The organism is Thioclava arctica (assembly GCF_040892615.1).
GTDB lineage: Bacteria > Pseudomonadota > Alphaproteobacteria > Rhodobacterales > Rhodobacteraceae > Thioclava > Thioclava arctica.
Genome location: NZ_JBFRYC010000005.1, coordinates 276,675 through 289,441, shown reverse-complemented (window position 1 = coordinate 289,441; position 12,767 = coordinate 276,675). Strand labels below are relative to the sequence as shown.

Sequence of the window (12,767 nt, the reverse complement as noted above, 5' to 3'; positions counted from 1 at the left end):
GTTAGAGAGTGGTTTGCCGCCCGCAATCAATTCGCTATCATGTTCGACGAGCGCTTCAATGCTTAACCGTATCTGAAACCCGCATGGGCCGAACCAGATACACAGAGTTCATGACACTCCCTTTCTTTTCCGTGACTTCACAACGAACACCGTCATTCTCGACAGCTCAACGAGAGGAGCAATCGCTGGGGGCTTCATCGCAGGTTTTCTTGGGTTAGGGGCGACCCTATTCTCGATTTCTTCTTTGAAGTTCGAGAACAAACATCGAGAAAAAAACTTGGATGCCGCTCAAGTCAGATCGATTGCAATTAAGGCAATCGACTTGAACGATTACATTCAGAAGAATTACAGGCACTTCCTAACTTACGACGAAACAACAAAAATATTTTTCTCTCGAAAGGAAGGGCGTGCAAACTTTACCAAGCCACTAGAAGGATTATTTCCTCACATCGAGTTCGCAGTCGATGAAAGGGCTTTTCTCTTGAAAGCGGGAGGCGCGGAACTTCTCAATCTAGCGTCGGATGCAAAAGGCATCTCCGAGTCGTTTTCCTTTCTTCACGAAAAGCACAAAGAAGCATTCTACGAATTGTTTTTAGTATACTCAAAAGGAATAGATGAAAGAAATGGATACAAGTTGACCGGAAGCATTGATGCAAACAGCATCGAGCTTATGAAAATGATGGACATTGAGGGGCACTTTCACTCGTTTTTGGTCAGAGCATCTTCATCGATGCAAGTGTTCACGGAGAAGATTGTCGAACTTAACAACCAAGTGTCGCAGAAGCAAATCCGATACGACTTGACGAATGAAATGCCTGCCAGCGAAAACACTCACAGGCAAGAGATTCCTTAAGTATCATCTTCCCGCCCGGCGGCAACGCCGGGCCGCGCCCGACCCGCCCCCCAAGGCGGGCGCATCTGTACTGTCTCGTGAATGACGCGCCTCTGCGCTTGCCTCTCCACCTGCGCCGAGAACAGATGTTGCACGCGCCCACCCTCGGGTCGGTCGCGGCCCTAAGCGCTCAACACGAGTGCCCCCTGCCCTTCGCTTGCGCTTCGGGCGTTCGCCGCCGAACCGCTCCACTGGAGCGTTTCTGATCGCGGCTCACCCCTCGGGTCGGTCGCGGCCCTCCTCGCCTGATACCAACCGTGCTACACTCCCTCCCATGACCCAACGCTTCCACGCCCCACAATTGCGCGACTATCCCACCGCCCTGCGCGAACTTCGCCAAGGCTGCAAAACCTCGCATTGGATCTGGTGGATTTTCCCGCAACTCGCCGCGCTCGGGCGCAGTCAGCGGGCGCGCGAGTATGGAATCGCGGATCTGGCCGAGGCGCGGGACTATCTCGCCGATCCAGTCTTGCGCGCGCGGCTGGTAGAGGCCTCCGAGGCGGTGCTTGCCCATGCCGATACCGATATCGAGGACATCATGGGGCCGGTCGATGCGCTCAAACTGCGCTCTTGTGCGACGCTGTTCGAGGCTGCCTCAAATGGAAAGGAGCCGGTGTTTCCCCGGCTCCTTGAGACATTCTATGGCGGGCAACGCTGCCCTCTGACATTGGCCGAGATCGGCCTTCAAGATTAGCCCGGTGACATCCCCCGCAGCCGTTCAGACCGGCGGCGCAGCAGCTCGACCGTGGTCAGCAGCGCAATGGAGAAGAACACGAGGATCGTCGCCACGGCGAGGATCGCCGGGCTGATCTGCTCGCGGATGCCGTTCCACATTTGACGCGGGATGGTCTGTTGCTCGTAGCCGCCCACGAACAGCACCACCACGACCTCATCGAACGAGGACACAAAGGCAAACAGCGCGCCCGACACCACGCCGGGCAGGATCAGCGGCATGATGATCTTGAAAAACGTCGTGCGCGGATTGGCCCCCATATTCGCCGCCGCTCGACTGAGAGAATTGTCGAACCCCACCAGCGTTGCCGTCACGGTGATGATGACAAAGGGAATGCCCAGCGTCGCATGCGCCATGATGATGCCGGGATAGGTATGGGCCAGCCCGACCTTGGAGTAGAAAAAGAACAGCCCCGTCGCGGTGATAATGATCGGCACGATCATCGGCGAAATCAGCACGGCCATAATCGCGCGGCGATAGGGCATTTCCGGGCGCGACAGACCAAGCGCGGCCAAGGTGCCCAGCGACGTGGCCAAGATCGTTGCGAAGAACCCGATGATGAGCGAGTTTTTCGCCACCCCGATCCAGGTCGAATGCTGCCAGGCATCCATCCACCATGACCAGCCGCGCTCTAGCTGCGGTTCCTGCATGCCAAAGGTTAGCAGCAAGTCATACCAGCGCGACGAATAGCCCGCCGGATTGAAGTTGAGCATTTCCTTGGTGAAGGTGAAATAGGGCTGCGCATTGAATGACAGCGGGATGATCACCACGATCGGCGCGATCAGGAAGAAAAAGATCAGCCCGCACAACACCAGATAGGTGTAGTGCCATGCGCGTTCGAGCGGGCTTGCATAAGCGGGAAGTGCCATATCGGTGTCTCCTCAGCCCAGTTTCATGTTGTCGATGCCCACGAGCCGGTCATAGAGCCAATACAAGATCACGACTCCGCCCAGCAGCAGCGAGGCAAGCGCGGCCGCCAGCGACCAGTTGAGCGATTTCTGCATGTGGAAGGCGATCATGTTCGAGATCAGCTGACCATCGGCGCCACCAACCAAGGCGGGCGTGATGTAATAACCGACCGAGAGGATGAAGACCAACAGCGAACCAGCCCCGATCCCCGGCAGGGTTTGCGGCAGGTAGATTTTGCGAAACGCCGTCCAGCTGGTAGCGCCAAGGCTGCGCGCGGCGCGCACATAGCTTGGCGGGATCGTGCGCATCACCGAATAGAGCGGCAGCACCATGAAGGGCAGCAGGATATGGGTCATCGCGATGATCGTGCCAGTCTTGTTATACATCATCTCAAGGCGCCCATCGTTATTGATGATGCCAAGCCAGACGAGGACATCGTTCAGCACGCCCTGTTGTTGCAGCAGCACCATCCACGAGGTCGTGCGCACCAGAAGCGAGGTCCAGAAGGGCAGCAGCACGAAGATCATCAAGAGGTTCGATTTCGCAAGCGGCAAGGTGGCGAGCAGATGCGCAATCGGAAAGGCGAGGATCATGCACAGCACGGTGATGATGATCGACAGCATCGCAGTGCGGCCAAACAGCTTGCCATAAATCGCGCGGTTGGGATTAACGGGAACGATATTGTTGTCCTTGTCGCGGGTATGATCCATCGCGGCGAGGTAGAAATCAATCGTATAGGGCGAGCTGGCCGAGCGCATCGCGCGCCACAGGTTGGCATCGCTCCAGCCTGCGTCGGCCCCCAAGATCGCCTCTTTCCACGGCGGCTCAAGCTTGTCGATCTTGCGCGCGGTCGAAGTGAACAGCGAGCGCGTGCCCGCCACATCATAGTTAATCCGCGTGCCCGCCTGCCCCTGCGTGCGATCTGCCTTCATCAGCTTGAGATCGCTGGCCAGCGCGGCATAGGCGCTTTCGTCAATAGGTGAGCCCAGCGGATGGGCCTTGAACCATTTGTCCAGCGCGGGCGCGGTCGAGGAAAACCCGTCATTATAGATCGATTGCTTGAGCATCTGCCCGATCGGCACGACAAAGGTCACGAGAACAAACAACAAGAGCGGCGCAACGAGGAAAAACGCCCGCCGTTTCGCACGCACCTGACTTGCCGCCAACGCCGCCTTCAGCGACTTGCCGTCTGCGGTTCTCAATTCGGTCGTGACATCTGTCATCATCTCTCCTCGGGAAGCAGGTCTGCGCGTGGCAGGCGACGAAATTCGATATTAGGAAGGGCGCGCAATACGGCGTCGGCCCTTGGAAAACAGATCGGGCCGCGCAAGTTACCTCGCGCGGCCCGGTGTCAGATTAACCAGCAAGCCAAGCGTTGAAACGCTCGCTCAGCTCGGTGTCATGATCGGCCCAGAACTCAAAGTCATTGACCAGAGCGTTCTTCATGTTGGCTTCGGCGGTGGGCATTTCGGGGCCCATTTCGGTCTTGCCGTCCTGATACAGCCCAACCAACGGTGCCGAGGATTTACGCGCCGGACCGTAGGAGATCCATTTCGCCTGATCCGCGAGCTGCTGCGTGCTAGTCGCGAATTTCAGATATTCCTTGGCCTCTTTCATATGCGGCGCGCCCTTGGGGATCACGAAGAGATCGAAATCAAGAACCTGACCGTCCCAGACGATCTTGAAGGGCTGGTTCTCGGCCACTTGGGCGTTGAAAATCCGACCGTTATACGCAGTGGTCATGACCACTTCGCCATCCGCCAGAAGCTGCGGCGGTTGCGCGCCAGCATCCCACCAGACGATATCGTTCTTGATCGTGTCGAGCTTTTTGAACGCGCGATCCACACCTTCGGGAGTGGAGAGCACTTTGTAGACGTCCGCTGCGGGCACGCCGTCAGCCATCAGCGCCATTTCCATCGTCGCTTTGGCGGATTTGCGCAGACCGCGCTTGCCGGGGAACTTCTTGGTGTCGAAGAAATCGGCGATCGTGGTCGGGGTGCCTTTGACCTTGTCGGTGTTATAGGCCATGACCGTCGACCAGACGATATTTGCAACGGCGCAATCCGTGAGCGCGCCGTCAATGAAATCCTTCGAAGCAGGGGTTCCATCAGGCGCAGCGGCCAGATCGGTATCGGGGTCGATCGGCTCTAGCAAACCTTCGTCGCACAGGCGCACCGCGTCGGATTTCTCGACATCGGCCACGTCGATCGAGACGTTATTGGCCTCAACCTGTGCTTTGATCGGGGTGCCGGGGTTGTCGGCGGCTTCCATATTCACATCAATGCCGGTCGCTGCAGTGAAGGGCTTGTTATAGGCTTCGACCTGGCTTTTCTCATAAGCGCCGCCCCAAGACAGGACGGTGACCGATTCAGCTTGAGCCGCAACGCTGGCAAGGCCGAACATTGCTGTACTCAAAATCAAGATCTTCTTCATGTGTAACTCCCAGTTGGTTGATTTTTTACGACTTTTTGTCGTTTGGCCGCTGAATTGCGGCAGGTCGCAGCAGCGGGTGCCGCTGCGATGTCTGTTACATCGGTTCAAGCGCGCGCGCGTCTTGCGGATGCCAACCGATTTTAAGCGTCTCACCCGGTTTCAGGCGCACCTGATCCAGCGTGTTGCGCGATTTCATCACGAACTCTTCAGAGCCTGCAACGCGCATCCGGGTGCGGAAAATGTCACCCATATAGATCACTTCAAGCACCTCGGCGCTGATCGTGTGCGAGCCTTCGGGCATCATATCCGGTTTGAATTCCACGCGTTCCGGGCGGATCGAGACAAGGGTTTTCTGCCCTGCCTCACGGATATTCACCGCCGTCGCGTCGATGATCTCACCGGTTTCAAGTCGAACGGTGCAAGTATCGCCATTCAGGCTTTCAACGATTCCCAGCAGCTTGTTATTCTCACCGATGAACTGCGCAACAAAGCTGTTTTGCGGGCGCTCATAGAGCTCATCTGGAGGCGCAAGTTGTTGGATGCGACCGTCGTCAAACACCGCGACGCGGTCCGACATGGTCAGTGCCTCGCCCTGATCGTGGGTCACATAGACCACCGTAATCCCAAGCGAGTCGTGCAAATGCTTGATTTCGAACTGCATATGCTCGCGCAACTGCTTATCGAGCGCCCCCAGCGGTTCGTCCATCAAAACCAGTTTGGGGTCAAACACCAGTGCGCGCGCCAAGGCGATCCGCTGCTGCTGACCGCCCGAAAGCTGGGCCGGACGGCGGTTGATGAAAGCGCCCATCTGCACCATATCCAGCGCGCGTTTGACCTTGGTCTCACGCTCGTCCTTGCCCATGCCCCGCACGTTCAGCGGGAACGCAAGGTTCTCACCGACCGTCATATGCGGGAATAGGGCGTAATTCTGAAACACCATGCCGATACCGCGTTTATGCGGCGGCACATGGTTGATATTTTCGCCATCGAGCCGGATTTCGCCATGCGTCGCCATCTCAAAGCCCGCAAGCATCATCAAACACGTGGTTTTGCCCGAGCCCGACGGCCCCAGCATCGTCACAAATTCGCCCTTGCCGATCGATAGATTGAGATCCTTTACGACGAGCGTTTCGCCGTCATAGCTCTTCTGCACACGGTCGAAGACGACGAAGCCTTCGTCGTTATCAGCGTTGGTCAAAGCGGGCTCCCCATTGGTTCTTATATTTGGTCATTTCCCGTGCATATGACTAAACCAAGGGCACTTGCAGAATTCAACTTGTTTTTCTGATTGCTGCAAATGAACCGGGCCACGCGCAAGAATTGCCTGAAAAATCATCTATTTGCGCCCCATCTCGCGCAAGCCTTGACCAAAGCCTGCATGCCTGCCTGTCAATGTTGACCCAGGGTAACATGCCGCGCACGCGCGACCCATAGTCGGCGCTGGCGCGTCGTTTCGGCAAAAAGGACGCCTGCCAATTTCGGCATCGCGCGCAGCAATAACCAGCGCGCCCGCCTCTAAAGCGCCCAATGCAAAACGGCCCCCGGCCAATAGCTTTCGACCCATGCCCCCTGCGCTTGCACAAACGCGTGGCGGGGCAACAAGATGTGGTGGTATTGGACCACGCGCACGCCGCCCCAGCCAGACGCCGCCAGAAGCTTAGCCCGGCCCAGCGCCCCCGCCTCCCCGTCCGGCAGCCCCAATGCGCCCTTGCCGCCATGACAAGAGCCCCCCAAAGACAGCATCAAAAACACTCCGAAAACCCGGTTAATAGCACAAAACACTGGATGAAATTTGAGCCAATTTCGCCAAAACGGCGGACCAAATGACGAAGGCCCGGACGGGATGCGTCCGGGCCTTTCGGCAAATCTGGTGCGGTCGAGAAGACTCGAACTTCCACGGGAGTTACCCCACAGCGACCTCAACGCTGCGCGTCTACCAATTCCGCCACGACCGCACAGTCTAGGCTTGGTGAGGCGCGTCTTAGCCAAAGCCTCGCGCGATGGAAAGGGGGTATTTCGGCTTAGGCCACAGTTTTTTTCAACGCTGGACCCGTTGAGGGCTGCGGGCCGGGGCGTCTTGCCCGGCCCGCGCCCAAGATTACACGCCTATTGCGCAGCGCCCGTTGTGACCAGATCAGCAGCCATATTGGCAAAACCGGGAAGCCCTGCCCCTTTGGTCGCTGTCGGGACCGGCTCGGTCATCGAGTGACCGTTGATCACCAGTGCTGCCTTGCGGATAAGGGCATTGCGCTCGGGTTGGCCGGGGGCAAAGACCGGCGTGGCGGTCACACTTTTCTCATACCAGCCCAGCGCCAGATCGCGGCGCTCCTGCGTGCCGATACCGCGCACCAAATGGTGGCCGATCAGCTCCCCATAGCCGTCTTGACCCAGCGCGCTCAGCACCAGCGCCGAGCCAATCGCCACGCCCATATCATCGGTGCGATAGCCAACCGACAGGCAGATCTTGGCGGTGCCCGTCAATTGCGCGGGGCTCATACCTGAACCCGCAACAAAGGCTTTGACCTGATCAATCACCACGTCACGCGGGCTGATCCCGGCCGAGGCAACCTCGGATTTCAGCAGCGCGCCAAAATCACGGCACTGCGCCGTAACCTGATCGGGCGTGAAGCCCGAGATTTTGGCCGCCATCGCCTCACCACTGTCAATCGCGTAGCCGCGTGCGAGGCAGAACTGCTCCCCAAGCGCCTGATCGGCATCGCTCATTGCCGCTTCGGTCATGAACCCGCCATTGGACGAGGTCACAAGCCCGACCTTGGCGCAGTAAGAGGCCAGCGACACTGTCGGTACGGCCGCCGCAAAAGAGGGCATCGTGGGTGTGTTCGCCTCACTCAACTGTGCCGCGAAAGCTGGCCCACCCGAGGCCATCACGGTATCGGGCAAGCCCTGCGACTGCGTGCTCAGGTTTGATCCGGGCGCGCCCGCCATCACTGGCGCTGTCTGATCGAGCTTTTGGCAGGTGGCCTGACGACAGGTGAACATGGCAGGCGTTGCGCCCACCGCCTGGAAGTCATTGCGTTCATAGCCTTGTGGGGTCGAGGCAAAGATCCGCACGGTGCAATTATCGCCATTGCACCAGAAGCCCTGCCCCAGCACCGACGTATCCAGCAGGTAATCCGTGCGCCCGTCGGCGTTCATGTCGGCCAATTGCACAAAGCCCGAGCGCGCGATGAGCTGCTGTGGCTGCACATTTGAGTTGCGCGCGATTTCAAACACAGCCTCCGACACTTCGGGTGGAAGCCCCCCAATCGTGCCGCCCGCATATTTCGGCGACCCCGCCCCGCCCAGCATCTGCTCGCGCGTTTCAACAAGAAGACCGCGCATTCCCTGCGGATGCGTCGAGATGGTCTGCGCCACGGCAGAGCCGCCCAGTCTGGCCTTTTGATACGCAGAGGTCAGGATCGTGCGTTCAAGCTCGCTCAGATTGCCGGTGATCGGGAAATCCATGAACGCCTGATATTGCGAGATGCCCGTGCGCGAATTGCGCCCAAGCACACCATCGGGCCGGCCCACATTCCAGCCGAAATGATTGAGCGAAGCTTGCACTTCGCGATTTTGTTCGCGCTGTGCTGAGGACATCGAAGGTGCCCTGTAAACGTTTCTCGTGACCGTGCGAGTTCGGGTGGTGCGATTGCGATTCGCCTCATTCACGATCGCGCCGCCGATGATGCCACCGATCACGCCGCCGACAATGTCAGAGCCCCCCGCCGCCACTGGTCCCACCGGACCAAAGGCGATGCCAAGCGCGAGTGCGCCGGTAATCCAAGCCTTGTGTTTCATCTTTAGACCCTCCAGTCCCATGCTTTCGGCTTTGCTTTTTGCAGCGTAAAAGCCATTTTGCAGCGCCAAGGGGGGGCTCTTGGATGTGAAGCACTCCACGGCACCGCTCACCAATCCGTTATAGTTTGCGGGGCGAATCGCTTGGATGGCAAGAAGAATTGACGTTGGGTAAGGGAATCCAGCGCCGGAAAAGGAGATGTCATGGTCGAGTGGCGCATCAGCGATACCTTGGTGCCTTACCAAGAGGCGCTTGCCTTTATGGAGGCGCGCGTGGCGCAAATTTCCGCCGGCGACGCCGATGAGATGATCTGGTTGCTTGAACACCCCCCGCTTTACACGGCGGGCACGTCGGCCAAACCCGCCGATCTTGTCGATCCCGACCGCTTTCCCGTCCATGAGGCGGGACGGGGCGGGCAATATACCTATCACGGCCCCGGTCAACGCATCGCTTATGTGATGCTGGACCTCAACAAACGTGGGCGCGATGTACGCCAATTCGTGCATCAACTCGAGACATGGGTGATCGCAGCGCTGGCTGAATTCAACGTCACCGGTGCGATCCGTGAGGGGCGCGTGGGCGTCTGGGTCACCCGGCCCGAAAAGCCGCGAAGCGCCGATGGAACCTTGGCCGAAGACAAAATCGCCGCGATCGGCGTCAAGCTGCGCCGCTGGGTCAGCTTTCACGGCATCTCGATCAATGTTGACCCCGATCTCAGCCATTTTGAGGGAATCGTGCCCTGCGGGATTCGCGACCATGGCGTGACCAGTCTTGTCGATTTGGGCATTCCCGCGACGATGGCCGATCTTGACGTCGCGCTGGCTGCGACATTCGCGCGCACCTTCGCGGGGAAACCCGCTCACGCGCGATAAAGTTACTGACATTGACTATATTTTGCATGTTAAGACCGCCTTCAAGACAGCGTGACTGTCTGTGAAGGCCGGACCGGGAGGGTCCGCACTGCTTACACAAAACCAAGGGAATACGCGATGAAACTTAGCTTGATTGCCTCGATCACCGCCATCGCCTTGGCTGGCCCTGCTTTCGCGCAGGACGCCGCCAAGGGCGAAAAAGAATTCAAGAAATGCAAAGCCTGCCACTCGATCGTCGCCCCTGATGGGACCGCCATCTACAAAGGCGGCAAGGTCGGCCCGAACCTTTATAACGTCGTGGGTCGCCCCGTCGCATCCGTCGAGGGCTTCAAATACAAGGACGGCATCAAGGAACTGGGCGCGACTGGCGCGGTCTGGACCGCCGAAGACATCGCAAGCTACATAACCGATCCGTCGACCTATCTCGAAGAGAAAACCGGCGATCCCAAAGCCAAATCGGGCATGACCTGGAAGCAAAAGAAAGATCAGGCCGATATCGCCGCCTATCTTGCCTCCCCCGAGGTTTCGCCGGGCAACGCCAGCTAAGCAGCGCTTGCGCACTCAGAACACGAAAAGGCGGGGCTGCGGACCCGCCTTTTTTCGTTGTAGCCCCCGTGATCGACGCTGCGACATGCAAATATTCAAGATTCTGCAAAAATCTTCACGGAGCTGCGACAATTTTTCACGGTTGCGTGTGTTGAAATCTTGCTCCGGGCGCAAAACCCCCATAACGTCACCCTAATCAGGCCCATGGGAGGGAGACCCCGGCCTGCAGGGAGATATGGGAGTATACTATGGCCGACGCAGCCGTCCACGGCGAAGGTGCACATGGAAGCCGCGGGTTCTTTACCCGTTGGTTCATGTCCACCAACCACAAGGATATCGGGATCCTCTACCTGTTCACCGCAGGGTTTGTTGGCCTGATTTCAGTTCTTTTCACAGTTTATATGCGCCTCGAGCTGATGGAGCCCGGCGTGCAATACATGTGCCAAGAGGGCGCAAGATTTATCGCCAACGCGGCCGAGGAATGCACCCCCGACGGGCATCTTTGGAACGTGATGATCACCTATCACGGCGTTCTGATGATGTTCTTCGTGGTGATTCCGGCGCTGTTCGGGGGCTTTGGCAACTACTTCATGCCGCTCCAGATCGGTGCGCCGGATATGGCGTTCCCGCGGATGAACAACCTCAGCTACTGGCTGTATGTCGCAGGCACCTCGTTGGGGATCGCGTCGCTGCTGGCACCCGGTGGCGGTGGTGGCATGGGTTCGGGCGTGGGCTGGGTGCTCTACCCGCCGCTTTCAACCAATGAATCCGGCTATTCGATGGATCTGGCGATCTTTGCCGTACACGTTTCGGGCGCCAGCTCGATCCTTGGCGCGATCAACATGATCACCACGTTCCTGAATATGCGCACACCGGGCATGACGCTGCACAAAGTGCCGCTGTTTGCCTGGTCGATCTTTGTGACCTCATGGCTGATCCTGCTGTCTCTGCCGGTTCTGGCGGGCGCGATCACCATGCTGCTGATGGATCGCAATTTCGGCACCACCTTCTTTGACCCTGCAGGCGGTGGCGATCCGATCCTCTATCAGCACATCCTGTGGTTCTTCGGTCACCCCGAGGTCTACATCATCATCCTGCCGGGCTTTGGCATCATCAGCCACGTCATCGCGACCTTCTCGCGCAAGCCGGTCTTTGGCTATCTGCCGATGGTCTATGCGATGGTCGCGATCGGGGTGCTGGGCTTTGTCGTCTGGGCGCACCACATGTACACGGTGGGCCTATCACTGACGCAGCAAAGCTACTTCATGGTGGCGACGATGGTGATCGCGGTGCCCACGGGCGTGAAAGTGTTCAGCTGGATCGCGACGATGTGGGGCGGTTCGATCCAGTTCAAGACGCCGATGCTTTGGGCGCTTGGCTTCTTGTTCCTGTTCACCATCGGCGGCGTGACCGGTGTGGTTCTCAGCCAAGCTCCGCTGGATCGCGTCTATCACGACACCTACTACGTCGTGGCGCACTTCCACTATGTGATGTCGCTTGGCGCGGTGTTCGCGATCTTTGCCGGGATCTATTTCTGGATCGGCAAGATGTCGGGGCGGCAGTACCCGGAATGGGCGGGCCAGCTGCATTTCTGGGCGATGTTTATCGGCTCGAACCTGATCTTCTTCCCGCAGCACTTCCTGGGCCGTCAGGGTATGCCGCGCCGCTACATCGACTATCCAGAGGCCTTTGCCACCTGGAACTATGTTAGCTCGATCGGGGCGTTCATCTCGTTTGCCAGCTTCATCTTCTTCATTGGCATCGTGTTCTACACCTTGTTCTTCGGCAAGCGCGTGACCGAGAACAACTACTGGAACGAATATGCCGACACGCTGGAATGGACCCTGCCCTGCCCGCCGCCCGAACATACGTTCGAGCAGCTTCCCAAGCGCGAGGACTGGGACCACGCCCATTCCCATTAGCGGCGCTCCCATCTTCCTGATCTAGAAACGGCCCCGGTGTGATCCGGGGCCGTTTTTTATTGTAGGAAGCGCGCGCAGAACGCTTTGCCGAGTTGGCGATCCGCGTTATCTTTGAGCCTGCGCGTGAACGAGTGACCTTATGCCCTATCGCTGGACACATAGCCCTGCCGCCGGGGCCACTGCGGCCCAAACCGCAACCGAGTTGCACCTGTGGCCCTACCACTCTTTGCCGCGCAAAGGCTTCGTGACCTTCATCGTCATTTTCGTAACGCTGATCAGCCTGCCGCTCTTTGCGGTGCTTGGGCGGGTGGCGCTGTGGTGGCTTTTGCCCTTCATCATGGCAACCGTGGCAGGGGTCTGGTGGGCGATCTCGGCAAGCTATCGCACCGGCGAGGTGCGCGAGGTTCTGTCGTTCAGCCCCCAAAAGCTGCATCTGACGCGCCATGATCCCGGTCGTGCGAAAGCGCGCGATTGGGAGGCAAACCCGCATTGGGTACGTGTCGAAATGCACGCCAAGGGCGGGCCAGTGCCCGATTATCTGACCTTGTTGGGCGGTCCGCGCGAAGTCGAGATCGGTGCTTTCCTGACACCCGAAGAGCGGCGCACCCTTCATAACGAGCTGACCCGTCGGCTTGCCGAGCTTCGCGCTCCGGGCCAGTTTTAG

General features: G+C 58.5%; 12 protein-coding genes and 1 tRNA gene. 6 read left to right on the top strand and 7 right to left on the bottom strand.

Annotated elements, in window-relative coordinates:
- Window positions 1-277: 277 nt before the first annotated feature.
- Both AB4874_RS11170 and AB4874_RS11165 read left to right on the top strand, forming a co-directional pair.
- Complete coding sequence (locus AB4874_RS11170; protein ID WP_368392038.1) at window positions 278-853, top strand: hypothetical protein; 576 nt, start codon at window positions 278-280, stop codon at window positions 851-853.
- 313 nt (window positions 854-1,166) lie between these two features.
- On the top strand, window positions 1,167-1,586 hold the full coding sequence (locus AB4874_RS11165) for a DUF1810 domain-containing protein (protein ID WP_368392037.1): 420 nt from the start codon (window positions 1,167-1,169) through the stop codon (window positions 1,584-1,586).
- On the opposite strand, the gene AB4874_RS11160 is transcribed toward AB4874_RS11165, so the two are convergent.
- The 7 genes from AB4874_RS11160 to AB4874_RS11130 form a co-directional block, all read right to left on the bottom strand.
- Window positions 1,583-2,494 carry an ABC transporter permease gene (locus tag AB4874_RS11160; protein WP_368392036.1) on the bottom strand — a complete coding sequence of 304 codons (912 nt, stop codon included), beginning with the start codon at window positions 2,492-2,494 and terminating at the stop codon, window positions 1,583-1,585. The genes AB4874_RS11165 and AB4874_RS11160 overlap by 4 nt on opposite strands.
- 12 nt (window positions 2,495-2,506) lie before the next feature.
- The gene (locus AB4874_RS11155; protein ID WP_295537150.1) at window positions 2,507-3,757 is read right to left on the bottom strand and encodes an ABC transporter permease; all 1,251 of its coding nucleotides are present in this window, start codon (window positions 3,755-3,757) and stop codon (window positions 2,507-2,509) included.
- A 133-nt stretch (window positions 3,758-3,890) separates the two neighbouring features.
- Complete coding sequence (locus AB4874_RS11150; protein WP_295537152.1) at window positions 3,891-4,967, bottom strand: ABC transporter substrate-binding protein; 1,077 nt, start codon at window positions 4,965-4,967, stop codon at window positions 3,891-3,893.
- Between the two features lie 94 nt (window positions 4,968-5,061).
- The gene (locus AB4874_RS11145) at window positions 5,062-6,165 is read right to left on the bottom strand and encodes an ABC transporter ATP-binding protein (RefSeq protein ID WP_295537154.1); all 1,104 of its coding nucleotides are present in this window, start codon (window positions 6,163-6,165) and stop codon (window positions 5,062-5,064) included.
- 317 nt (window positions 6,166-6,482) lie between these two features.
- Window positions 6,483-6,710: a Hint domain-containing protein gene (locus tag AB4874_RS11140; protein ID WP_368392035.1), complete on the bottom strand. Its 228-nt coding sequence runs from the start codon at window positions 6,708-6,710 to the stop codon at window positions 6,483-6,485.
- A 125-nt stretch (window positions 6,711-6,835) separates the two neighbouring features.
- Window positions 6,836-6,922: transfer RNA gene (locus AB4874_RS11135), tRNA-Leu, on the bottom strand.
- Between the two features lie 151 nt (window positions 6,923-7,073).
- Window positions 7,074-8,765 carry a peptidoglycan-binding domain-containing protein gene (locus tag AB4874_RS11130; RefSeq protein WP_368392034.1) on the bottom strand — a complete coding sequence of 564 codons (1,692 nt, stop codon included), beginning with the start codon at window positions 8,763-8,765 and terminating at the stop codon, window positions 7,074-7,076.
- 201 nt (window positions 8,766-8,966) lie between these two features.
- On the opposite strand from AB4874_RS11130, the gene lipB reads away from it, so the two are divergent.
- The 4 genes from lipB (at window position 8,967) to AB4874_RS11110 (ending at window position 12,767) form a co-directional block, all read left to right on the top strand.
- Complete coding sequence (gene lipB, locus AB4874_RS11125) at window positions 8,967-9,635, top strand: lipoyl(octanoyl) transferase LipB (protein WP_368392033.1); 669 nt, start codon at window positions 8,967-8,969, stop codon at window positions 9,633-9,635.
- A gap of 117 nt (window positions 9,636-9,752) precedes the next feature.
- Window positions 9,753-10,181 carry a c-type cytochrome gene (locus tag AB4874_RS11120; RefSeq protein WP_295537162.1) on the top strand — a complete coding sequence of 143 codons (429 nt, stop codon included), beginning with the start codon at window positions 9,753-9,755 and terminating at the stop codon, window positions 10,179-10,181.
- Window positions 10,182-10,429: 248 nt separating this feature from the next.
- Window positions 10,430-12,103 (top strand): cytochrome c oxidase subunit I, encoded by a 1,674-nt coding sequence (gene ctaD, locus AB4874_RS11115; protein WP_295537163.1) that lies wholly within the window; start codon window positions 10,430-10,432, stop codon window positions 12,101-12,103.
- A 139-nt stretch (window positions 12,104-12,242) separates the two neighbouring features.
- Window positions 12,243-12,767 (top strand): DUF2244 domain-containing protein, encoded by a 525-nt coding sequence (locus tag AB4874_RS11110; protein ID WP_368392032.1) that lies wholly within the window; start codon window positions 12,243-12,245, stop codon window positions 12,765-12,767.

Coding starts and splice junctions, on each gene's coding strand:
- AB4874_RS11165 (WP_368392037.1), top strand. CDS start 1,167: ATGACCCAACGCTTCCACGCCCCACAATTGCGCGACTATCCCACCGCC.
- AB4874_RS11160 (WP_368392036.1), bottom strand. CDS start 2,494: ATGGCACTTCCCGCTTATGCAAGCCCGCTCGAACGCGCATGGCACTAC.
- AB4874_RS11155 (WP_295537150.1), bottom strand. CDS start 3,757: ATGACAGATGTCACGACCGAATTGAGAACCGCAGACGGCAAGTCGCTG.
- AB4874_RS11150 (WP_295537152.1), bottom strand. CDS start 4,967: ATGAAGAAGATCTTGATTTTGAGTACAGCAATGTTCGGCCTTGCCAGC.
- AB4874_RS11140 (WP_368392035.1), bottom strand. CDS start 6,710: ATGCTGTCTTTGGGGGGCTCTTGTCATGGCGGCAAGGGCGCATTGGGG.
- AB4874_RS11130 (WP_368392034.1), bottom strand. CDS start 8,765: ATGAAACACAAGGCTTGGATTACCGGCGCACTCGCGCTTGGCATCGCC.
- lipB (WP_368392033.1), top strand. CDS start 8,967: ATGGTCGAGTGGCGCATCAGCGATACCTTGGTGCCTTACCAAGAGGCG.
- AB4874_RS11120 (WP_295537162.1), top strand. CDS start 9,753: ATGAAACTTAGCTTGATTGCCTCGATCACCGCCATCGCCTTGGCTGGC.
- ctaD (WP_295537163.1), top strand. CDS start 10,430: ATGGCCGACGCAGCCGTCCACGGCGAAGGTGCACATGGAAGCCGCGGG.
- AB4874_RS11110 (WP_368392032.1), top strand. CDS start 12,243: ATGCCCTATCGCTGGACACATAGCCCTGCCGCCGGGGCCACTGCGGCC.